The 20,083-nt window shown below is 73.0% G+C and carries 22 protein-coding genes; 19 read left to right on the top strand and 3 right to left on the bottom strand.

Features of this window, described 5'->3' with window-relative positions:
• Window positions 1–133 precede the first annotated feature (133 nt).
• The 3 genes from rplM to glmM all read left to right on the top strand — a co-directional run bounded on the left by rplM (window position 134) and on the right by glmM (window position 2,675).
• Window positions 134–577 (top strand): 50S ribosomal protein L13, encoded by a 444-nt coding sequence (rplM, locus tag ACFYVL_RS29305; RefSeq protein WP_389250073.1) that lies wholly within the window; start codon window positions 134–136, stop codon window positions 575–577.
• Between the two features lie 44 nt (window positions 578–621).
• A complete protein-coding gene (rpsI, locus tag ACFYVL_RS29300; RefSeq protein WP_389250071.1) occupies window positions 622–1,149 on the top strand; it encodes a 30S ribosomal protein S9 in 528 nt (175 codons plus the stop codon).
• 167 nt (window positions 1,150–1,316) lie between these two features.
• Window positions 1,317–2,675, top strand: a complete 1,359-nt coding sequence (gene glmM / locus ACFYVL_RS29295) for a phosphoglucosamine mutase (protein WP_389250069.1) — start codon at window positions 1,317–1,319, stop codon at window positions 2,673–2,675.
• A 74-nt stretch (window positions 2,676–2,749) separates the two neighbouring features.
• Here glmM and coaA read toward each other — a convergent pair whose 3' ends face one another.
• The gene (gene coaA, locus ACFYVL_RS29290) at window positions 2,750–3,736 is read right to left on the bottom strand and encodes a type I pantothenate kinase (RefSeq protein WP_389250067.1); all 987 of its coding nucleotides are present in this window, start codon (window positions 3,734–3,736) and stop codon (window positions 2,750–2,752) included.
• A 305-nt stretch (window positions 3,737–4,041) separates the two neighbouring features.
• Between coaA and ACFYVL_RS29285 the strand changes: the two genes are divergently transcribed.
• The 5 genes from ACFYVL_RS29285 (at window position 4,042) to ACFYVL_RS29265 (ending at window position 9,685) form a co-directional block, all read left to right on the top strand.
• Window positions 4,042–4,848 (top strand): hypothetical protein, encoded by an 807-nt coding sequence (locus ACFYVL_RS29285; protein ID WP_389250065.1) that lies wholly within the window; start codon window positions 4,042–4,044, stop codon window positions 4,846–4,848.
• Window positions 4,848–5,606, top strand: a complete 759-nt coding sequence (locus tag ACFYVL_RS29280) for a hypothetical protein (protein ID WP_389250063.1) — start codon at window positions 4,848–4,850, stop codon at window positions 5,604–5,606. Before ACFYVL_RS29285 ends, ACFYVL_RS29280 begins: the two co-directional genes overlap by 1 nt.
• A gap of 100 nt (window positions 5,607–5,706) precedes the next feature.
• Window positions 5,707–7,554, top strand: a complete 1,848-nt coding sequence (gene glmS / locus ACFYVL_RS29275; protein WP_389250061.1) for a glutamine--fructose-6-phosphate transaminase (isomerizing) — start codon at window positions 5,707–5,709, stop codon at window positions 7,552–7,554.
• A 7-nt stretch (window positions 7,555–7,561) separates the two neighbouring features.
• Window positions 7,562–7,930, top strand: a complete 369-nt coding sequence (locus ACFYVL_RS29270; protein ID WP_389250059.1) for a holo-ACP synthase — start codon at window positions 7,562–7,564, stop codon at window positions 7,928–7,930.
• Between the two features lie 216 nt (window positions 7,931–8,146).
• Window positions 8,147–9,685, top strand: a complete 1,539-nt coding sequence (locus ACFYVL_RS29265) for an NAD(P)H-hydrate dehydratase (RefSeq protein WP_389250057.1) — start codon at window positions 8,147–8,149, stop codon at window positions 9,683–9,685.
• A 206-nt stretch (window positions 9,686–9,891) separates the two neighbouring features.
• On the opposite strand, the gene ACFYVL_RS29260 is transcribed toward ACFYVL_RS29265, so the two are convergent.
• A complete protein-coding gene (locus ACFYVL_RS29260; protein ID WP_389250055.1) occupies window positions 9,892–10,752 on the bottom strand; it encodes a L,D-transpeptidase in 861 nt (286 codons plus the stop codon).
• Between the two features lie 297 nt (window positions 10,753–11,049).
• Here ACFYVL_RS29260 and alr point away from each other — a divergent pair, with 297 nt between their 5' ends.
• The 4 genes from alr to ACFYVL_RS29240 all read left to right on the top strand — a co-directional run bounded on the left by alr (window position 11,050) and on the right by ACFYVL_RS29240 (window position 14,517).
• Entirely contained in the window at window positions 11,050–12,294 is a 1,245-nt protein-coding gene (gene alr / locus ACFYVL_RS29255) for an alanine racemase (protein WP_389250219.1), read from the top strand.
• Window positions 12,295–12,325: 31 nt separating this feature from the next.
• Complete coding sequence (locus ACFYVL_RS29250; RefSeq protein WP_389250053.1) at window positions 12,326–13,573, top strand: alpha/beta fold hydrolase; 1,248 nt, start codon at window positions 12,326–12,328, stop codon at window positions 13,571–13,573.
• Window positions 13,545–14,081 carry a tRNA (adenosine(37)-N6)-threonylcarbamoyltransferase complex ATPase subunit type 1 TsaE gene (gene tsaE, locus ACFYVL_RS29245; protein ID WP_389250051.1) on the top strand — a complete coding sequence of 179 codons (537 nt, stop codon included), beginning with the start codon at window positions 13,545–13,547 and terminating at the stop codon, window positions 14,079–14,081. Before ACFYVL_RS29250 ends, tsaE begins: the two co-directional genes overlap by 29 nt.
• 250 nt (window positions 14,082–14,331) lie before the next feature.
• Complete coding sequence (locus tag ACFYVL_RS29240; protein WP_389250049.1) at window positions 14,332–14,517, top strand: hypothetical protein; 186 nt, start codon at window positions 14,332–14,334, stop codon at window positions 14,515–14,517.
• Window positions 14,518–14,587: 70 nt separating this feature from the next.
• On the opposite strand, the gene ACFYVL_RS29235 is transcribed toward ACFYVL_RS29240, so the two are convergent.
• Window positions 14,588–15,163 (bottom strand): hypothetical protein, encoded by a 576-nt coding sequence (locus ACFYVL_RS29235; RefSeq protein WP_389250047.1) that lies wholly within the window; start codon window positions 15,161–15,163, stop codon window positions 14,588–14,590.
• A gap of 146 nt (window positions 15,164–15,309) precedes the next feature.
• On the opposite strand from ACFYVL_RS29235, the gene tsaB reads away from it, so the two are divergent.
• The 7 genes from tsaB to ACFYVL_RS29200 all read left to right on the top strand — a co-directional run bounded on the left by tsaB (window position 15,310) and on the right by ACFYVL_RS29200 (window position 19,925).
• Window positions 15,310–15,978 carry a tRNA (adenosine(37)-N6)-threonylcarbamoyltransferase complex dimerization subunit type 1 TsaB gene (tsaB, locus tag ACFYVL_RS29230; RefSeq protein WP_389250045.1) on the top strand — a complete coding sequence of 223 codons (669 nt, stop codon included), beginning with the start codon at window positions 15,310–15,312 and terminating at the stop codon, window positions 15,976–15,978.
• Window positions 15,979–16,016: 38 nt separating this feature from the next.
• Entirely contained in the window at window positions 16,017–16,487 is a 471-nt protein-coding gene (gene rimI / locus ACFYVL_RS29225; protein WP_389250217.1) for a ribosomal protein S18-alanine N-acetyltransferase, read from the top strand.
• On the top strand, window positions 16,484–17,635 hold the full coding sequence (gene tsaD / locus ACFYVL_RS29220) for a tRNA (adenosine(37)-N6)-threonylcarbamoyltransferase complex transferase subunit TsaD (protein ID WP_389250043.1): 1,152 nt from the start codon (window positions 16,484–16,486) through the stop codon (window positions 17,633–17,635). Before rimI ends, tsaD begins: the two co-directional genes overlap by 4 nt.
• On the top strand, window positions 17,632–17,892 hold the full coding sequence (locus tag ACFYVL_RS29215) for a hypothetical protein (RefSeq protein WP_389250041.1): 261 nt from the start codon (window positions 17,632–17,634) through the stop codon (window positions 17,890–17,892). The genes tsaD and ACFYVL_RS29215 overlap by 4 nt, the downstream gene beginning before the upstream one ends.
• A gap of 123 nt (window positions 17,893–18,015) precedes the next feature.
• The gene (locus ACFYVL_RS29210) at window positions 18,016–18,771 is read left to right on the top strand and encodes an amidohydrolase family protein (RefSeq protein ID WP_389250039.1); all 756 of its coding nucleotides are present in this window, start codon (window positions 18,016–18,018) and stop codon (window positions 18,769–18,771) included.
• 81 nt (window positions 18,772–18,852) lie between these two features.
• The gene (locus ACFYVL_RS29205; RefSeq protein ID WP_389250037.1) at window positions 18,853–19,215 is read left to right on the top strand and encodes a hypothetical protein; all 363 of its coding nucleotides are present in this window, start codon (window positions 18,853–18,855) and stop codon (window positions 19,213–19,215) included.
• A gap of 80 nt (window positions 19,216–19,295) precedes the next feature.
• Window positions 19,296–19,925 (top strand): hypothetical protein, encoded by a 630-nt coding sequence (locus ACFYVL_RS29200; protein WP_389250035.1) that lies wholly within the window; start codon window positions 19,296–19,298, stop codon window positions 19,923–19,925.
• Window positions 19,926–20,083 lie beyond the last annotated feature (158 nt).

The following is a 20,083-nucleotide window of genomic DNA, read 5'->3' as shown; positions in this document are numbered from 1 at the left end:
GTAGGTTCCCTGGAGCAGTTACCAGTGGCTCGCATACGGGCGGTGTTCCCGGCAGTGTGGGCCCCAGCTGCATGATCGCTTCAGAGGTGCCCTGTGTCTGCACCCCATCCACTGAAGAAGCGAAGGCTACGAAGTGCGTACGTACAGCCCCAAGCCCGGCGATGTCACTCGCCAGTGGCACATCATCGACGCGCAGGACATCGTCCTGGGCCGTCTGGCGACCACGGCAGCGAACCTCCTCCGGGGCAAGCACAAGCCGACCTATGCCCCGCACATGGACATGGGTGACTTCGTCATCATCATCAACGCCGAGAAGGTTCACCTCTCCGGCAACAAGAAGACCCAGAAGATGGCGTACCGCCACTCCGGCTTCCCGGGCGGTCTGCGCTCCATGCGCTACGACGAGCTCATGGAGAAGAGCCCGGAGAAGGCCGTCGAGAAGGCCATCAAGGGCATGATCCCCAAGAACACCCTGGGCCGTCAGATGCTCTCGAAGCTGAAGGTCTACGCGGGCGACCAGCACCCGCACGCTGCTCAGCAGCCGGTCCCGTTCGAGATCACCCAGGTCGCGCAGTAGTTCCGGCCACCCCCTAAGACGTACAGAAAGATCTGAGGAGAATCGTGGCCGAGACCACTGTTGAGAACCCCGTCGAGGGCACCGAGGGCGAAGAGACCTTCGCCGAGGTGACCACCTTCGAGTCGGAGGTTCCCGTCGAGGGCGAGTACACCAGCGAGTCGCTCGCCGGCCGCTTCGGCGACCCGCAGCCCGCCGCCGGCCTTGGCCGTCGCAAGAACGCCATCGCCCGCGTCCGGATCGTTCCGGGCACCGGCAAGTGGAAGATCAACGGGCGTACGCTCGAGGACTACTTCCCGAACAAGGTCCACCAGCAGGAAGTCAACGAGCCCTTCAAGGTGCTCGAGCTCGACGACCGCTACGACGTCATCGCCCGCATCGCGGGTGGCGGCGTGTCCGGCCAGGCCGGTGCGCTCCGTCTGGGTGTCGCCCGTGCGCTGAACGAGGCCGACGTCGACAACAACCGCGCCACCCTGAAGAAGGCCGGCTTCCTCTCCCGCGACGACCGTGCGGTCGAGCGCAAGAAGGCCGGTCTCAAGAAGGCCCGCAAGGCGCCGCAGTACAGCAAGCGTTAATCACGCGCCTGCTGGCTGTACAACGCTTCACCGTTCGCCCCGGTGGCACTCTCCGTGCCACCGGGGCGTTCGTTTAGTTCGGATTGATCGTTATCGATCCCCTAGGGCGTATAACGGGCAGAAATCGCTCAGGGGTTTGCGTTTTCGGAGTATTTCGGAGGACAGCTGTGGGACGACTCTTCGGCACCGACGGTGTGCGCGGCGTGGCCAATGCGGATCTGACGGCGGAGCTCGCGCTCGGCCTGTCGGTCGCGGCGGCCCATGTGCTCGCCGAGGCCGGCACTTTTGAGGGCCACCGGCCCACGGCCGTGGTCGGGCGCGATCCGCGCGCCTCGGGAGAGTTCCTGGAGGCCGCCGTGGTGGCCGGCCTGGCGAGCGCGGGCGTGGACGTCCTGCGCGTCGGTGTGCTGCCCACCCCCGCGGTGGCGTATCTCACCGGTGCGCTGGGCGCCGACCTCGGCGTGATGCTCTCCGCGAGCCACAACGCCATGCCCGACAACGGCATCAAGTTCTTCGCGCGCGGCGGCCACAAGCTGGCCGACGAGCTGGAGGTCCGGATCGAGAAGGTCTACGACCAGCACCGCGGCGGCGAGGCCTGGGACCGTCCGACCGGGGCCGGCGTCGGCCGGGTCACGGACTACGACGAGGGCCTCGACAAGTACATCGCCCACCTGATGGGTGTGCTGCCGAACCGTCTCGACGGTCTGAAGGTCGTCCTCGACGAGGCGCACGGCGCGGCCTCCCGCGTGTCGCCCGAGGCGTTCGCACGGGCCGGCGCGGAGATCGTCACCATCGGTGCCGAGCCCGACGGCCTCAACATCAACGACGGCTGCGGCTCCACCCACCTGGAGAAGCTGCGTGCCGCCGTCGTCGAGCACGGTGCCGACCTCGGTGTCGCGCACGACGGCGACGCCGACCGCTGCCTGGCGGTCGACGCCGCGGGCAACGAGGTCGACGGCGACCAGATCCTCGCCATCCTCTCGCTCGCCATGCGCGAGGCGGGCCAGCTCCGCAAGAACACCGTGGTCGGCACCGTCATGTCGAACCTCGGCTTCAAGCTGGCCATGGAGGCCGAGGGCATCCAGGTCGTCCAGACCGGAGTCGGCGACCGCTACGTGCTGGAGTCGATGAAGGAGCACGGGTACGCGCTCGGCGGCGAGCAGTCCGGGCACGTCATCGTGCTGGACCACGCCACCACCGGCGACGGCACCCTGACCGGTCTGATGCTGGCCGCCCGGGTCGCCAGCACCGGCCGCAGCCTCGCGGACCTCGCGGGCGTCATGACGCGGCTGCCGCAGATCCTCATCAACGTCCCCGACGTCGACAAGTCGCGCGTCGGCACGTCCGCGGAGCTGGCCTCGGCCGTCGCCGAGGCCGAGCGCGAGCTGGGCTCCACCGGCCGGGTGCTGCTGCGCCCGTCCGGCACCGAGCCGCTGGTGCGGGTGATGGTGGAGGCCGCCGACACCGACCAGGCGAAGGCGGTCGCCCAGCGGCTGGCCGACGTGGTCAAGTCCGCGCTGGGCTAGTCCGGTCGAGCGGTACGCAGGAGGGGCCCGCCCGGCATCGACGCCGGGCGGGCCCCCTCGTACGTGACGGGGGATCAGAGCTTGCGCAGGGAGAGCCGCTGGACCTTGTGGTCGGGGCCCTTGCGGATGATCAGGTTGGAGCGGCCACGGGTGGGGGCCACGTTCTCCAGGAGGTTGGGGCGGTTGATGGTGCGCCAGGTGTTGCGGGCGTAGGCCATCGCCTCCTCCTCGGAGACCTGGGTGTACTTGCGGAAGTACGAGAAGGGGTTCTGGAACGCGGTGGCGCGCAGCTTGCGGAACCGGTTGAGGTACCACTGCTCGATGTCCTCGGGGCGGGCGTCGACGTACACCGAGAAGTCGAAGTAGTCGGCGAGGCCGACCCTGGTCCTGCCGTCGCTGCCGGGCAGCGCGGGCTGCAGGACGTTCAGGCCCTCGACGATGAGGATGTCGGGGCGGTGCACGGTGAGGCGCTCGTCGGGGACGATGTCGTAGATCAGGTGGGAGTAGACGGGGGCGGTGACCTCGTCCTTCCCGGCCTTCACATCGGCGACGAAGCGGGTCAGGGCCCGGCGGTCGTACGACTCGGGGAAGCCCTTGCGGGCCATCAGGCCGCGCTTCTCCAGCTCCTTCATCGGGTACAGGAAGCCGTCCGTGGTGACCAGCTCCACGCGCGGGTGCTCCGGCCAGCGGGCCAGCAGCGCCTGGAGGAGACGGGCGACCGTGGACTTGCCGACGGCGACGCTGCCCGCGACCCCTATCACGAAGGGGGTGCCGCGCTGGGTGCCGTTCTCGCCGAGGAAGGTGTTGAGGGCGCCGCGCAGGCTGCCGGTGGCTCCCACGTACAGATTGAGCAGGCGGGAGAGCGGGAGGTAGATGTCGCGCACCTCGTCGAGGTCGATGACGTCGCCCAGACCGCGCAGCCGCTCGACCTCCTCGGCGGTGAGGGGCAGCGGCGTCTTCTCGCGCAGGGCGCTCCACTCGGCGCGGGTGAGGTCCAGGAACGGGGACGACTCGGTCCGGCGGTGGGAGCTTCGTGGCGGCGAAGTGATCACACAGTCCATTGTCGGGGGTGGGGCGGGGTTGTCGCCGGTCGAGCGGGGTGGGGTGGGTCACGTGGGGGCGGGGTTGTACGGGGGTGTGTCTCGATCGGGGAGAGGTGGGGTCGCGCGCCGGTCACGATCTTGGAGGGGGTCGGCGGGCCGCCCGAATTCAGTTCTCCTCCGGCCGGGCACGCTCTACATTCCATGTACACAACAGATTCCGCGTGGCCTTCGACGTGAGCATTCCGTGGGCACTTCGAGAGACGAACCGAACGCGGGAGAAGCGTTGTTCGCTCTTTTTCCGATCTGCCCGAAGGAACACCTCCATGCGCCGTGCCCTTTTCCGCCGTGCCGCCGTCCGTCGTACCGCGGCCGCCCTGTCCGTGGTGTCGCTGAGCCTGCTGGTCGGTGCCTGCGGTGCCGACGCGCCCGCGCCGGCCAAGGGCGGTGACAAGGCGGCGCCCAGCGCGCCCGCGCAGCCCGCGGAGCAGGCGGCGAAGGCGCTGACGGCGGCCGAGCTGGAGAAGGTCGCCCTCGCGCAGGGCGACGTGCCCACGCACCTGGTGACCCCGGGCACCAAGGCCGACGAGGCGGCGGCGGGCTCGGTCAAGGCGGACAGGGCGGAGTGCAAGCCGCTGCTGGACGCCCTCGCGGCGGTCCCGCAGGGCACGCCGGGCGCCCATGTGCTGCGCAAGGCGGTCGAGAAGCCCGCGAAGATGAAGGTCGACCCGAAGGCCTCGGCCGAGGAGAAGGCCAAGGCGGGCCTGAACGCGCTGAGCCAGCCGGTCACGGCGGAGCGGCTGGCCTCGTACGAGGGCAAGGGCGCCCAGGAGGCGTTCGCGGGCCTCGCCAAGGCGGGCAAGGCCTGCGCCGGCGGCTTCGGCGGCCAGCAGGGCGGCGACAAGCTGCGGATCGCGAGCGTGACCCCCGACGCGGTGTCCGGCGGCGACGAGGCGCAGGGCTGGACCTTCCAGATGAAGGCCCAGGGCCCGGACGAGTCCGACGTCGTGATGAAGCTGGCGGCGGTCCGCAAGGGCGGCACGCTGGCCACCTTCTACACGATCAGCCTGGGCGGCACCGTGAAGACCCAGCCGACGGCCGTGATCGAGGCGCAGCTGAGGAAGCTCGGCTGATGGGCGCGGGGGGACGACGGCGCGGCGCCCGGGCGCTCGCCGCGGTGACGCTGGCCGGGGCCTTGGCGGGCGGCTGTACGGGTGGTGGTGAGGCGGACGGGGCGAAGGCGTCGGGCACGCCGAACGCCGTGAAGGGATCGGAAGCCGCGAGGACGCCGAGCGCACCGGCCGCGCCGGAGCGGCCCGCGCTGTCGGTCGCGGAGCTGGAGAAGCGGGGACTGGAGAAGGCCGACCTCCCCGGGTACGTCCTGAAGAAGGGGTGGCTGAAGGGCTTCTCGTCGCAGGTGAGCGACGAGTCTCATGCTGCGTGCCGACCCCTGGCACGGGTCATGGCCGGGGTGTCCGTCGGTCTGCCCGCGACGACCGCCAAGCCGCGCAATTTTCGTACGGCGCCGGTGCCCGACCGCGCGCCGACGATCTCGGTCGTCTCCCTCGCGTCGTACGTGGACGGGGGCGCCGCGGACGCCTTCGCGGAGGTCCGCAGGGCGGCCGAGGCCTGCCGGGACGGATTCTCCCTCAGAGACGACCGCGAGCAGCCGGTGGACTTCGCCGGCGTCGTCCCCGTGCGGGTCGAGGGAGGCGACCAGGCGCAGGGGTGGTCCCTCGTCGAAGGGCGGGAGTCACTCGGTGCTTTTCACCAGCTGACCGTGATCCGCAAGGGCAACGTGCTGGTGGCCATGCACAGCTGGAAGCTCGGCGGCGACCTCGTCACGCAGCCCAGGGCGGTCATCGACGCGCAGCTGAGGAAGCTCGGCTGAGGGGTGGGTGGTGCGGGGTCCTCGGGCCTTCCGGCGGGGCGGGGTTTTCGTGGTCGCGGGTTCCCGGGGCGGCGGGCTCCCGCGGCTTACGCTGCCGAGTATGTGCGGAATCGTGGGATACGTCGGTGGTCAGTCGGCACTTGATGTCGTTGTCGCGGGGCTGAAGCGGTTGGAGTACCGGGGGTACGACTCGGCGGGGGTCGCGGTCCTCGCGGACGGCGGGCTCGCCGCGGCCAAGAAGGCGGGCAAGCTCGTCAATCTGGAGAAGGCCCTGCTGGCGCGGCCGTTGCCGGCCGGGGGGACGGGGATCGGGCACACCCGGTGGGCGACCCACGGCGGGCCCACCGACGCCAACGCGCACCCGCACCTGGACAACGCGGGGCGCGTCGCGGTGGTGCACAACGGGATCATCGAGAACTTCGCCGCGCTCCGCGCCGAACTGGCCGAGCGGGGCCGGGTGCTGGCGTCCGAGACGGACAGCGAGGTGGTGGCGCACCTGCTGGCCGAGGCCCACTCGGCCGGCGGGGACCTCGCGGAGTCGATGCGGCAGGTGTGCCGCCGACTGGAGGGGGCGTTCACCCTGGTCGCGGTGCACGCGGACGCGCCGGACGTGGTGGTCGGGGCGCGGCGGAACTCCCCGCTGGTGGTGGGCGTTGGAGAGGGTGAGTCCTTCCTCGCGTCGGACGTCGCCGCGTTCATCGCCCACACGCGGTCGGCGATCGAGCTGGGGCAGGACCAGGTGGTGGAACTGCGCCGGGACGGGGTGACCGTCACCGATTTCGACGGTGCGCCGGCCGAGGTCCGGGCGTACCACGTGGACTGGGACGCCTCGGCGGCCGAGAAGGGGGGTTACGACTACTTCATGCTCAAGGAGATCGCCGAGCAGCCCAAGGCGGTCGCCGACACCCTGCTCGGGCGGATCGACGCCGCCGGTTCGCTGACGCTCGACGAGGTGCGGATCCCCGACTCCGTCCTGCGCGAGGTCGACAAGGTGGTGGTGGTCGCCTGCGGGACGGCGTACCACGCGGGCATGATCGCCAAGTACGCGATCGAGCACTGGACCAGGCTGCCCTGCGAGACGGAGCTGGCCAGCGAGTTCCGCTACCGGGACCCGATCCTGGACCCGCGCACGCTGGTGATCGCGATCTCGCAGTCCGGCGAGACCATGGACACGCTGATGGCGCTGCGGCACGCCCGGGAGCAGGGGGCCAAGGTGCTGGCGGTGTGCAACACCAACGGGTCGACGATCCCCCGCGAGTCCGACGCGGTGCTCTACACGCACGCCGGGCCCGAGGTGGCGGTCGCGTCGACGAAGGCGTTCCTGACGCAGCTGGTGGCCTGCTACCTGGTGGCGCTGTACCTGGGGCAGGTGCGGGGCACCAAGTGGGGCGACGAAGTGCGCGACGTGGTGCGGGAGTTGTCGGAGATCGCCGGTGCCGTGGAGGAAGTGCTCGGCACGATGGAGCCGGTCCGGGAGCTGGCGCGGTCGCTCGCCGACAAGAACACGGTGCTCTTCCTCGGCCGGCACGTGGGGTACCCGGTGGCCCTGGAGGGTGCGCTGAAGCTCAAGGAGCTGGCGTACATGCACGCCGAGGGGTTCGCCGCGGGCGAGCTGAAGCACGGGCCGATCGCCCTGGTGGAGAAGGACCTGCCGGTGGTCGTCGTGGTGCCCTCGGCGCGCGGGCGCTCGGTGCTGCACGACAAGATCGTGTCCAACATCCAGGAGATCCGGGCGCGCGGGGCGCGCACCATCGTGATCGCCGAGGAGGGCGACGAGACGGTGGTGCCGTACGCGGACCATCTGATCCGGGTGCCGTGTACGCCTACGCTTCTCCAGCCGTTGGTGACGACGGTGCCCCTCCAGGTCTTCGCGTGCGAGCTGGCGACGGCACGGGGCAACGAGGTGGACCAGCCGAGGAATCTGGCGAAGTCCGTGACTGTGGAGTGAGTGGGCAGTGATTGTTGGGGTCGGGATCGACGTCGCCGAGATCGAGCGGTTCGGGGCGGCGCTGGAGCGTACGCCGCAGATGGCCGAACGGCTCTTCGTGGAGCGGGAGTTGATGCTGCCGAGCGGGGAGCGGCGGGGAGTGGCCTCCCTGGCGGCGAGGTTCGCCGCCAAGGAGGCGCTGGCGAAGGCGCTGGGCGCGCCGGCCGGGCTGCTGTGGACGGACGCCGAGGTGTACGTCGAGGAGTCGGGCCAACCGCGGCTGCGCGTCTCGGGCAGCGTGGCGGCACGCGCGGAGGCGCTCGGCGTGCGGTCCTGGCACGTGTCGCTCAGCCATGACGCGGGGGTGGCGTCGGCGGTGGTGATCGCGGAGGGGTAGGGGGAGGGGGAGGAGGGGCTGGGGACTGGGTGCTGCGTGCTGGGTGTGCGTGGGGCGGTGGCTGGTGCGGCGTTCGGCCTTCCGCGTGTGTCTGGTGATGCGTCCGGCCTTTCCGCGCCGCTCGCCCCGTGCTGACGTTTCTGTGCCGCCCCGGTCCCGGGTTTTCGGCGGCCCGGCCGTCCCGGGGTGGGGCGGGGGGTGGAGGACACTCGGGGTATGCGTACTGGGCTGAGTGTGGAGATGGTGCGGGGTGCCGAGCGGGAGCTGATGGCCAGGCTCGGCGACGGGGTGCTGATGCAGCGGGCCGCCGCCGGGCTGGCCGCCGCCTGCGCCGATGTGCTGGGGCGGGTGTACGGGACCCGGATCGTGCTGCTCGTCGGCAGCGGCGACAACGGGGGCGACGCCCTGTACGCCGGGGCCCGCCTCGCCCGGCGCGGCGCCGGGGTGACCGCCGTCCTCGTCGACGCGCGCGGGCGTGCCCACGAGGGCGGGCTCGCCGCACTGCGCGGGGCCGGCGGCAGCGTCGTACCCGGGCCGCACCGGCCGCACGAGGTGCACGAGGAGGGCGCGGGCGCGGCCGGGTCCGCCGCGTACACCGCCCTCGCCCGTGCCTCCCTCGTGCTCGACGGGATCACCGGCATCGGCGGACGCGGCGGGCTGCGCGAGGAGGCGGTGCCGCTGGTGCGGGCCGCCGAGCGCTCCGGGGCGGTGCTCGTGGCGGTGGACCTGCCCAGCGGGGTCGACGCGGACAGCGGGCGGGTCGACGGGGAGTGCGTGCACGCGGACGTGACCGTGACCTTCGGGGCGTACAAGCCGGGCCTGCTCATCGACCCGGCCCGGGAGTGCGCGGGGGCGCTGCGGTACGTCGACATCGGGCTGGAGACCGCCGGGGTGCCGGCCGCCGTCGAGGCGCTCCAGCACGCGGACGTGGCGCGGCTGCTGCCCGAACCGGCCGCCGAGAGCGACAAGTACCGGCGGGGCGTCGTGGGGGTGGTGGCCGGGTCGGCGCGCTACCCGGGGGCCGCCGTGCTGGCCGTTGCGGGTGCGCTGCGGGGCGGCGCGGGGGCCGTGCGGTACGTCGGGCAGGGCGCCGACGCGGTGCTCGCCAGGTTCCCCGAGACACTGGTCGGGCGGGGTACGCCGGGGGAGGCCGGGCGGGTACAGGCATGGGTGATCGGCCCCGGGCTCGACGACGGCACCGAGGGCGCGCTGGAGGAGGTGCTGGCGTCCGACGTGCCGGTGCTGGTGGACGCGGACGGGCTGCGCGGGCTCGACCCGGAGGCGGTACGGGGCCGGAGCGCGGCCACCTTGCTGACGCCGCACGCGGGGGAGGCGGCGCGGTTGCTCGGGGTGGAGCGGGGGGTGGTGGAGGAGCGGCGGCTCGACTCCGTGCGGAAGGTGGCGGTGCGGTTCGGGGCGACGGTGCTGCTCAAGGGGTCTACGACGTTGATCGCGGGTCCGGGTCCGGGGACTGGGGCGGGGGCGGGGGCGGGGTTGGAGCTGGACGGGGGGCGTCCGGTGCGGGTCAATCCGACGGGGACGGGGTGGCTGGCCACGGCCGGGAGCGGGGATGTGCTGGCGGGGCTGGTGGGGGCGCTGATGGCGGCGGGACTGCCGGTGTTCGACGCGGCGTCCGTCGGGGCGTACCTGCACGGGCTGGCCGGGCGGGGGGCGGCTCGGGGGGCGCCGGTGTCGGCGGGGGATGTGGCGGAGGGGATTGGGGAGGCGTGGCGGTCGGTGCGGGGTGGGAGGTAGCGGGGTTGCGGGGGTGTCGGGGGTGGCGGTGCGGCGGGGCCGGGGGCGTGCGGCTCCGCCGGGGGCCGCCCCCTTGCCCGCCCGTTCCGCCCCCTTGGGGCGGCCCCGTCGCCCAAGGGGGCGGGGGCGAGAGGCGCGGCCCCGGCGCCCAAGGGGGTGGGGGTGAGGCGGCCCCGTCGCCCGAGGGGGCGGCGGGGCCGGTGGGGTTAGGGGTGGGTGGGGTTGAGGGGGGTGTCGAGGGTCCATTCGACGGGGATGTTCTCGCCGCCGAACTCCTTGATGAGCAGTTCGTTGTCGGTGAGGTGGCGGTCGGCGGACTGCAGGCCGCGGACCCTGGTGCCCGGCTTGGCGCCCCAGACGTAGACCCTGCTGCCGACGCCGAGCTTCTTCCACAGGCGGGCCGCGTCCTCGACGTACAGGTTCACGCAACCGCCGGAGCCCGCCTCGAAGAGGTCGCCGTACGTGCCGTGCAGCGCCTGGCCGCCGCTGAAGAACTGGCTGTACGGCATGGGGGCGTTGTTGTAGATGGTGGAGAAGTGGTTCTTGTGCCTCCAGTAGATCCGGTGCCATCCGGTACGCGTCTCCAGCCCGCGGATGCCGCTGCGGATCGGCACCGGGGCGAAGGTGACCTTCTTGCCGACCTGCACCCACAGGAGCTGGCGGGGAAGGTCCACGCAGGTGACCGAGTAGCCGTAGCGGACCGGGCACTTGCCCGCCGCGTTCGGGTTCTTGCGGGCCTCGCGGACCAGCAGCAGCCCGTGCGTCTTCGCGGTCGCCCGGCCGTCGGCGGGGTCGATGTTCAGCTGCCGCTGGAGCTTGCGGATGGCGACGCAGTCGGCGGGCGACTGCTTGCCGTCGACCGGCAGGCGGAGCTTGCGTTCCAGCTCCTTCTGGTACGGGCCGGTGGGCGCCGTGCACGGCGGTTCGGGCGCCGGTGCGGTGTACGCGGCGGGGGCGGCGGACGCGCTGGGCACGGCGGCCGCCGCGGACGCAACCGGTACGGCGGTCACCGCCACGGCGATGAGACCGGCGAGTACGGGTATACGGGCGGGACGGGTGGCCTTCATGGTTCCTCAGCTCCTCCGGCGTGCGGGCGGTACCCCGACTCGGGCCCGCCTCTCGTCCCATCGGGCGGCCCCGCGGCCCCGCGCGCCAGGCACGCAACTCCGCAAGGGTGAAAGCCCACGCCAAATGTGTGACAAGGCGTGAAGTGACGCATACGCACAGGAATGTGGCGGAGTGCCGACCCGGCGGCACGGGCCGCCGGGGGGCCGCCCCGGCCGGGCGGGCCGTGCCGCTCTGCGAGACTGGGCGGGATGACCGTGACAGACGAGACCGTGGCAAGCGACGTGATGAGCATGGCGATGAGCCGGCCGGTGACCCCGGCGACGACGTGCGCACCCCTGCGCGCCCGCGCCGAGATCGACCTCGCCGCCCTCCGCGCCAACGTCCGTACGCTGCGTGAACGCGCCCCGCACGCCGCGCTGATGGCCGTGGTGAAGTCCGACGCGTACGGGCACGGGGCGGTGCCCTGCGCCCGCGCCGCCCTGGCGGCCGGTGCGACCTGGCTCGGCACGGCCACCCCGCAGGAGGCGCTCGCCCTGCGCGCCGCCGGGATCACCCCGGCCGACGCACGCGTGATGTGCTGGCTGTGGACGCCCGGCGGGCCCTGGCGCGAGGCGGTCGAGGCCGAGCTCGACCTGGGGATCAGCGGGATGTGGGCGCTGCGCGAGGTCATCGGGGCCGCCCGCGCCCTGGGCCGTCCGGCCAGGATCCAGCTCAAGGCCGACACCGGCCTGGGGCGCAACGGCTGCCAGCCGGAGGACTGGCCCGAACTCGTGGCCGCCGCCCGCGCCGCCGAGACCGAGGGCACCGTCCGGGTCACCGGCCTGTGGTCGCACTTCGCGTGCGCGGACGAGCCGGGCCACCCGTCCATCGACCTCCAGCTCGCCGCCTTCCACGAGATGACCGGGTACGCGCGCGCCCAGGGGCTGGACCCCGAGGTGCGGCACATCGCCAACTCCCCGGCGACGCTGACCCTGCCGCACGCGCACTTCGACCTCGTACGGACCGGGATCGCGATGTACGGGGTCTCGCCCGCCCCGGAGCTGGGCACGCCCGCCGAACTGGGGCTGCGCCCGGTGATGAAGCTGGCCGCCTCGGTGGCCCTGGTGAAGGACGTGCCCGCCGGTCACGGCGTCAGCTACGGGCACCACTACGTCACCGAGCGGGACACCACCCTGGGCCTGATCCCGGTCGGGTACGCGGACGGCATCCCGCGCAACGCCTCCGGGCGCGGTCCGGTGCTGGTCGGCGGCCGGTGGCGGCGGGCCCGCGGCCGGATCGCGATGGACCAGTTCGTGGTCGACCTCGGGGGCGAGCGGGTCGAACCCGGCGCGGAGGCGGTGCTGTTCGGGTCGGGCGAGCGCGGCGAGCCGACCGCCGAGGACTGGGCGCAGGCCGCGGACACCATCGCGTACGAGATCGTCACCCGCATCGGTTCCCGCGTCCCGCGCGTCTACGTCGATGAGGAGGACGCCGCCGGCGAAAACGCGGAGGATGGCGTCAGCGAAGTGGATCTCGGGGAAGAACCGTCCGGAGACCGGTAGGCAGCAGCCAGGCACCAGCTAGGAGCGGCACGTGAGCGAGAGCAGCGCAGAGGGCGTCGTCGCCGCGGCGCGGGCGGCGGCCGAAGCAGCGGATTCCGCCACGGCGGGCAACTGGCGCCGGGCCGGACTGGCCGGGGCCGCCCTCGGCGTGGTCGCCGCGGGTGCGGCCGCCGGTGTCGCCATCGAGCGGCTCACCGTCGGCCGGGGCATGCGCAAGCGGGCCCGCCTCGCGCTCGACGCGGCAGGACCCTACGGCGCGCTGCGCGGCACCCCGGGCACCGCGGTCGCCGACGACGGCACCGAGCTGTACTACGAGAGCGACGAGCCGCGGCCCGAATCCGCCCCCCAGCGCCGCAAGCTCCTCGGCCGCCGCGCCCCCGCCCCCGTCACGGTCGTCTTCAGCCACGGCTACTGCCTCAACCAGGACTCCTGGCACTTCCAGCGGGCCGCCCTGCGCGGCGTCGTGCGCACCGTCCACTGGGACCAGCGCAGCCACGGCCGCTCCGCGCGCGGCTCGGCCCAGGCCGACGGCGTACCCGTCGACATCGACCAGCTCGGCCGGGACCTCAAGGCCGTCATCGACGCCGCGGCACCCGAGGGGCCGCTGGTGCTGGTGGGTCACTCGATGGGCGGAATGACGGTGATGGCGCTGGCCGACCAGTACCCGGAGCTGATCCGCGACCGGGTCGTCGGCGTCGCCTTCGTCGGTACGTCGTCGGGCCACCTGGGCGAGGTGAACTTCGGGCTGCCGGTCGCCGGGATGAACGCGGTGCGCCGGGTGCTGCCCCGGGTGCTGCGCACGCTGGGCTCGCAGGCGGAGCTGGTCGAGCGGGGGCGGCGGGCGACCGCCGACCTGTTCGCGGGGGTCGTCAAGCGGTACTCGTTCGGTTCGCGGGACGTGGACCCGGCGGTCGCCAGGTTCGCCGAGCGGCTGATCGAGGGGACCCCGATCGACGTGGTCGCCGAGTTCTACCCGGCCTTCCAGGACCACGACAAGTCCGCCGCGCTCCAGGTCTTCGCCGAGGTGCCGGTGCTGGTGCTGGCCGGGGCGAAGGACCTGGTCACACCCAGTTCGCACAGCGAGACCATCGCGGCGCTGCTGCCGGACGCGGAGCTGGTCGTGGTGCCCGACGCGGGCCATCTGGTGATGCTGGAGCACCCCGAGCTGGTGAACGCGCGGCTCGCGGAACTGCTGGCCCGGGTGGGCGCGGTGCCGCCGACGGCCAGGACAGGCCCTAACGTGGACCGGCATGGAAGCACCGCACAGCGGGGCGGCTGAGCACGCCCCCGGTACCGACCCGGTCAACTCGACCTCCCTCACCGTCCACTCGCCCGCCGAAATGGGGGAGTTGGGGCGCGCGCTGGCCAAGCTGCTGCGTCCGGGCGACCTGGTGATGCTCACCGGGGAGCTCGGCGCGGGCAAGACCACCCTCACCCGGGGCCTCGGCGAGGGCCTGGGCGTGCGCGGCGCCGTGACCTCGCCCACCTTCGTCATCGCCCGGGTGCACCCGCCGCTCGGCGCGGGGCCGGCGCTGGTGCACGTCGACGCGTACCGGCTCGGCGGCGGGCTGGACGAGATGGAGGACCTGGACCTCGACGTCTCGCTGCCCGAATCGGTGATCGTCGTGGAGTGGGGCGACGGCAAGGTCGAGGAGCTGTCCGACGACCGGCTGCACGTGGTGATCGACCGTGCGACGGGCGACACCGACGACGACGTACGCAAGGTGCGGCTGGACGGGATCGGGGCGCGCTGGGCTGCCGCGGACCTGGCGGGGCTGGGGGCCTGAGGGCACGAGGAGCTGGATCGCGGGGCGCCGGGGCGGGAACTCCGGCGCCCCGCCGTGCGTTGTCCCGGTACATTCCGACAAGCTGTCGGGAAGATGTTGCGTCGGGGGTACCGGACATGGTGACATGGGAGCGGAGTCCTTGGTTAGGTCTACCTAACCACCCGTCTCGCTGCGCCTGCTCCCGTCGCGCCTGCGCCCGTCGCCCCAGGAGGCGTCCATGTCGGCACCGGAACGAGAAGTCGAGAAGCCCATGACGCCTGCCCCCGCGGCCCCGGCGGCCCACGGCCCCGTCACGATGCGTGCGCTGCTGGCGTCGTGCGCGGCGGCCACGGCGGTCTCCACGCCCCCGCGCGGCACGGACGCGGCCGACGAGGCCCCGGCGCGGCGTGCGACGGGCAGCGAAAAGGGGGCCGTCGAGCGGCGCGACGCCGCTTAGACAGCCCCCCACCGCTCAGACAGCCCCCTGGGACGTGCTCCCGGGTTGGGTCCGCTGAACGTGTCCCGGGTTACGGGACGACCACGACCTTGACGTTGACCGTCGCGAACTCCCACATCCTGGTCGCGTCCGCCCGGGACATGCGCACCGCGCCGGTGCCCTCCTGCGGGGTGGCGCCCGGCGTCGGCATCGTGCCGTCCACCGCCGCGCTGAAGCCGATCGTCACACCGTCCACGCTGGTGAACCGGACCACGTGCTCCACGGGCTTGCCGTCCGATCCGGTGACCCGCAGGGAGCGGGTGGAGACCCGGTAGGTCTCCGGAACGGGGCTCACCGCGCTCGGCGAGACCGGGTAGGTCGGCGGCTTCTGCTGGGCCGCCGCCGGAGCCGCCTTGTCCACCAGCCACACCCGCTTGCCGGACAGCGAGTACACGACACGGGTGCCGGTGCCCGAGTTGGCCGGCAGCGCCAGCGGCGACGGCTTGGCTGCCTTGCCCTTGTCCTTGGGCCCGGTCGGCGAGGTGGCCGCGCTGGGCATGGACACCGAGTCGGGCACGTTCGCCGAGGCCTGGTAGGCGAGGAAGCCGACGACGGCGAGTGCCCCCGCGGTGAGCCCGGCCACGATTCCCGAGCTGCTGCTAGCCACCTTGCTGCACCTTTCGATCACCACTCACGGATCCTTGCGGACACAGCCCCGCACGACTCCCCGCACGACTTTGTCGTGACGGTAGCAGCCACCGCGCGAGCCGTCCGGACGCCGTGCTTCCGCTGCGTGGGCCGTAGGCTGTTCGCGTGCTCCTGCTCGCTGTGGATACCGCCACCCCCGCCGTCACCGCCGCCCTTCACGACGGTACGTCCGTCGTCGCCGAGACCACGCAGGTCGACGCCCGCAGGCACGGCGAACTGCTGCTGCCGCTGATCGACACGACCCTGCGCGAGGCCGGGCTGAAGCTCGACGCCGTCACCGGAGTCGTCGTGGGCGTCGGCCCCGGCCCGTACACCGGACTGCGGGTCGGGCTGGCGACGGCGGAGACCTTCGGGTTCGCGCTCGGCGTCCCGGTCCACGGGCTGTGCACGCTCGACGCGCTGGCGTACGCGGCGGCCGAGGGCCGGGGCGGTCTCGAAGGCCCCTTCGCGGTGGCCACCGACGCCCGCCGCAAGGAGGTCTACTGGGCGCGCTACGACGACGCCCGCACCCGCACCACCGAGCCCGCCGTGGACCGCCCCGCCGAGATCGCCGAGCGGCTCGCGGGCCTGCCCGTGGTGGGCGCCGGAGCGCGGCTCTACCCCGAGGCGTTCCCCGACGCGCGCGGCCCCGAGCACGTGTCGGCCGCGGCGCTCGCCTCGCTGGCCGCCGAGAAGCTGGCCGCCGGGAGCGACTTCCTGCCGCCGCTGCCGCTCTACCTGCGCCGCCCGGACGCCCAGGTGCCGAAGAACTACAAGGTGGTCACCCCGAAGTGACCGCCGCAGCCGAGCCGTCGACGACCCTTCTGCGCGAGATGCGCTGGTGGGACATCGAGCCCGTGCTCGCCCTGGAGCACGAGCTGTTCCCCGAGGACGCCTGGTCGCCCGGCATGTTCTGGTCCGAGCTGGCGTACGCGCGCGGCCCCCGGGCCAGCCGCCGCTACGTGGTCGCCGAGGACCCCGCCACCGGCCGGATCGTCGGCTACGCGGGCTTCGCCGCCGCCGGTGACCTCGGCGACGTACAGACCATCGCGGTCGCCCGCGACCAGTGGGGCACCGGACTCGGTGCCCGCCTCCTGACCGACCTGCTCAAGCACGCGACCGCCTTCGAGTGCACCGAGGTGCTGCTGGAGGTGCGCGTCGACAACACGCGCGCGCAGAAGCTCTACGAACGCTTCGGCTTCGAGCCGATCGGCTTCCGCCGCGGCTACTACCAGCCCGGCAACATCGACGCGCTGGTGATGCGGCGTACGACGACCGAAGAGACAGAAGAGATCCAGCCATGAACCTTGTCCGCGGTATCGACGAGCCCCTGGTCCTCGGCATCGAGACCTCCTGCGACGAGACCGGCGTCGGCATCGTGCGCGGTACGACGCTGCTCGCGGACGCCGTCGCCTCCAGCGTCGACACCCACGCCAGGTTCGGCGGCGTGGTCCCCGAGATCGCCTCCCGCGCCCACCTGGAAGCGATGGTCCCGACCATCCGCCGGGCCCTGAAGGACGCCGGGGTCGCCGCCTCCGACCTGGACGGCATCGCCGTCACCGCGGGGCCCGGCCTGGCGGGCGCGCTGCTGGTGGGCACCACGGCCGCCAAGGCGTACGCCTACGCGCTCGGCAAGCCCCTCTACGGCGTCAACCACCTCGCCTCGCACATCTGCGTCGACCAGCTGGAGCACGGCAAGCTGCCCGAGCCGACGATGGCGCTGCTGGTCAGCGGCGGCCACTCGTCGCTGCTGCTCGCCCCCGACATCACCTCCGACGTACGTCCGCTGGGCGCGACCATCGACGACGCGGCGGGCGAGGCGTTCGACAAGATCGCCCGGGTGCTGAACCTGGGCTTCCCCGGCGGCCCGGTCATCGACCGGCTCGCCAAGGAGGGCGACCCGAAGGCCATCGCGTTCCCGCGCGGACTGACCGGCTCCCGTGACCCGGCGTACGACTTCTCCTTCTCCGGTCTGAAGACGTCCGTCGCGCGCTGGATCGAGGCCAAGCGCAACGCGGGCGAGGAGGTCCCGGTGCGGGACGTCGCCGCGTCCTTCCAGGAGGCGGTCGTGGACGTGCTGACCAGGAAGGCGGTGCGGGCCTGCAAGGACGAGGGCGTCGACCACCTGATGATCGGCGGCGGCGTCGCCGCCAACTCCCGGCTGCGGGCGCTCGCCGAGGAGCGCTGCGAGCGGGCCGGCATCAAGCTGCGCGTCCCGCGGCCCGGTCTGTGCACGGACAACGGGGCGATGGTCGCGGCCCTCGGCGCCGAGATGGTGGCCCGGAGCAGGCCGTCCTCGGACTGGGACCTGTCCGCGGACTCCTCGCTCCCGGTGACCGAACCCCACGTACCGGGGGACTCGCACGCCGACGACGGGCATGGGCACGGCCACTCGCACGCCCATGACCACGACCACGTCCACGAGATCAGCAAGGACAACCTCTACTCATGACCGTCGCACTGATGTGGGAGGCCCGTGCCACCGACGGCAGGGGCGCCGAACTGCTGGAGTGGGCCAGGGCCAGGGCCGGTGAACTGGCCCTCTCCCCGGTGCGGCGGGAACTGCTGCGGGCGCCGCAGGACCGGGTCCTGGTCATCACCTGGTGGGAGGCCCCGCTCGACGCGGAGCTGCCCGAACTTCCCGAGCCGGAGGCCGACCTGATCACCCGGGCCGTGCACAGGTGGCGCTTCGAGACGGTCCCGGACTGATCCCGGTGCCGGACCCGGGCGAGGTCCGGCACCGTCCGCCCCGGTGCGCGCGACCGGCCCCTTCTCCGGGCCCGGGGTACGCTCGGAACCCGTAGCGAAACGGGCATAAGGAGTGAAGCGGTCATGAGGGTCGACGTCCACGCGCACTACTTCCCCGAGCTCTACCTGGCCATGCTGGACGACTTCCGCGGCCCGTCGGACCTGACCGCCGCCGCGCGCAAGAGCCGTGGCGGCGGCACGGAGCCGGAGATCGAGGCCCGGCTGGCGGCGATGGACGCGGCCGGGGTCGACGTACAGCTGCTCTCGGCCGCACCGCTGACCCCGTACTTCCCGGACTCCTGGCAGGCGCTCGGGGCGGCCCGGGTCGCCAACGCCGCGTACGGCGACCTCCTCACGGCCCACCCCGGCCGCTTCCGCGCCCTCGCCGCCCTGCCGCTGCCGAACGGTCTCGCGGCGGCCGACGAACTGGGGCGCGCCATGGACGAGTTGGGCTTCCTGGGTGCCGCCGTCACGACGACCGTGCTCGGCCGGCCGCTCGACGACCCCGAGTTCGTCCCCCTCTTCGAGGCGCTGGAACTGCGCGGCGCGGTGCTCCTCCTCCACACGCCGGACGGCGAGGACGCCCCGCGGGCCGGTGAGGAGCCGGACCTGACCCCGTACCCCGACATCCGCCTCGTCACCACCGGTGCCGTCCCGCCGTCCCGCCCGCTCGGCCCCCGCCACCACCACGCGGTGCCCGACGCGGACGCGCTGCGGCGGGCGGCGGTGACCTTCGGGCCCGAACGGCTGCTGTTCGGCAGCGGGTTCCCGTACGGAACGGAGGCGGCCGACCACGCACTGGTGCCGGACGCGAACGTGAGGGAACTTCTCGGGCTGTAGCGACCGTTGTCCCTTTAGCCTCCGTTTGCCGAGGCCGCCGTACTCTGGGGGACGAGTAGGACCGGGGGAAGGGGTGTTCAGATGGCTTGGTACTGGTGGTTGTTCATCTTCTTCATGATGGGCGGCTTCGGCGGCATGGCGAACATGGGCCGGCAGGCCCTCGCCACCAGGCACGAGCGGCAGATGGAGCGGATCGCCGCCGAGCGCAAGGAGCGGCAGGCCCTGGAGGCGGCGGGCAAACCGCCCGAGCCGGTCTGCGGCTGCACGCACCACCTCGCGAAGCACGACAAGGCGGGCAAGTGCCACGAGTCGGTGGAGCAGCCGACCGCCTGGGACGAGGACAAGAAGCCGATCCGCTTCGAGGCCGGCACCTGCAACTGCCAGCAGTACGTGGGCCCGCAGCCGCTCTCGCAGGTGTACGCGGAGGAGCTGACGGACCTCTGAGGGGGGCTCTGCTCCGACGGGGCGGACCCGCGCGGTAGCGTCGACGCGGCCCCGTCACCGTACGAAGGAACCCGAGCCGCATGCCGCGCCCGCCCCTGCCGCCGCCCCCGCCGCCCGCCGAGATCCAGGCCTGGCCCGACCGCGGCGCACTGCTGGCCGACCGGGCCCGCGCGATGCGGGAGCTGGGACGCCGGGCGCTCGGGGTGCCCGCGGCGGTCGGCTTCTGGCTGTACGCGCTGCTGCTGGTGATCGGGTGGGGCTGCGTGGGAGTGGCGCTCCAGTCCTTCGCCGAGGGCATGTTCCCCGAAGTCCTGGTCGGTGTGGTCTTCCTGGTGCTCGGCATCGGCGCGATCGTGCCCGCCGCGATCCTGCTGGGGCTCGGCGTCAGGCGCGACCGGGTGATACGCGAACGGCTGCGCGCCTGGGGCGAACTGGGGCCCGACCCGGCGGTGGACGCCGAACTGCGCGCACCGGTCCGCAGCCTCGCCTGGCTGCTGCCGTCCTTCGTGCTGGCCGCGCTCGGACTGTGGACCTCGCTGGGCTGGTCGGCGCGTGCGCTCCCCGGCGAGGACACCTACGCGGAGGCCGCGTACTTCATCGGAATGGGGTGCGTGCTGTGGCTGGTGGGGCTGCTGGGCGTCCTGAAGGCGGTGCGGCACTACCGGTGGGCGCTGCGCAGCGCGCACACGCCCACCGGGGCGGAGTCCTGAGCCTGCGAGCGAGTTGACGGGCCGCCCGGGGCCGGGCCGTGGCCGGTTCCGGGGTCGGGGTCGGGGCCGGTGATCAGGGGGCTGCCGTCACTCCCCGAACCGCTCCCGTGGCCGGGCCCCATGGGTACCTGCCACTCCGCGAACTGCTTCCGTGGCCG

The organism is Streptomyces sp. NPDC004111, assembly GCF_042874215.1.
Classification (GTDB): Bacteria; Actinomycetota; Actinomycetes; order Streptomycetales; family Streptomycetaceae; genus Streptomyces.
Note: the sequence above shows the minus strand (reverse complement) of the source record. Positions and strands in the feature narration are given on the sequence as shown.

What these genes read in the sequence shown, in the direction of transcription:
- coaA (WP_389250067.1), bottom strand. Translation starts at nt 3,736, where the DNA reads ATGGACTGTGTGATCACTTCGCCGCCACGAAGCTCCCACCGCCGGACC.
- ACFYVL_RS29285 (WP_389250065.1), top strand. Translation starts at nt 4,042, where the DNA reads ATGCGCCGTGCCCTTTTCCGCCGTGCCGCCGTCCGTCGTACCGCGGCC.
- ACFYVL_RS29280 (WP_389250063.1), top strand. Translation starts at nt 4,848, where the DNA reads ATGGGCGCGGGGGGACGACGGCGCGGCGCCCGGGCGCTCGCCGCGGTG.
- glmS (WP_389250061.1), top strand. Translation starts at nt 5,707, where the DNA reads ATGTGCGGAATCGTGGGATACGTCGGTGGTCAGTCGGCACTTGATGTC.
- ACFYVL_RS29265 (WP_389250057.1), top strand. Translation starts at nt 8,147, where the DNA reads ATGCGTACTGGGCTGAGTGTGGAGATGGTGCGGGGTGCCGAGCGGGAG.
- ACFYVL_RS29260 (WP_389250055.1), bottom strand. Translation starts at nt 10,752, where the DNA reads ATGAAGGCCACCCGTCCCGCCCGTATACCCGTACTCGCCGGTCTCATC.
- alr (WP_389250219.1), top strand. Translation starts at nt 11,050, where the DNA reads ATGAGCCGGCCGGTGACCCCGGCGACGACGTGCGCACCCCTGCGCGCC.
- tsaE (WP_389250051.1), top strand. Translation starts at nt 13,545, where the DNA reads ATGGAAGCACCGCACAGCGGGGCGGCTGAGCACGCCCCCGGTACCGAC.
- ACFYVL_RS29240 (WP_389250049.1), top strand. Translation starts at nt 14,332, where the DNA reads ATGACGCCTGCCCCCGCGGCCCCGGCGGCCCACGGCCCCGTCACGATG.
- rimI (WP_389250217.1), top strand. Translation starts at nt 16,017, where the DNA reads ATGCGCTGGTGGGACATCGAGCCCGTGCTCGCCCTGGAGCACGAGCTG.
- tsaD (WP_389250043.1), top strand. Translation starts at nt 16,484, where the DNA reads ATGAACCTTGTCCGCGGTATCGACGAGCCCCTGGTCCTCGGCATCGAG.
- ACFYVL_RS29215 (WP_389250041.1), top strand. Translation starts at nt 17,632, where the DNA reads ATGACCGTCGCACTGATGTGGGAGGCCCGTGCCACCGACGGCAGGGGC.
- ACFYVL_RS29210 (WP_389250039.1), top strand. Translation starts at nt 18,016, where the DNA reads ATGAGGGTCGACGTCCACGCGCACTACTTCCCCGAGCTCTACCTGGCC.
- ACFYVL_RS29205 (WP_389250037.1), top strand. Translation starts at nt 18,853, where the DNA reads ATGGCTTGGTACTGGTGGTTGTTCATCTTCTTCATGATGGGCGGCTTC.
- ACFYVL_RS29200 (WP_389250035.1), top strand. Translation starts at nt 19,296, where the DNA reads ATGCCGCGCCCGCCCCTGCCGCCGCCCCCGCCGCCCGCCGAGATCCAG.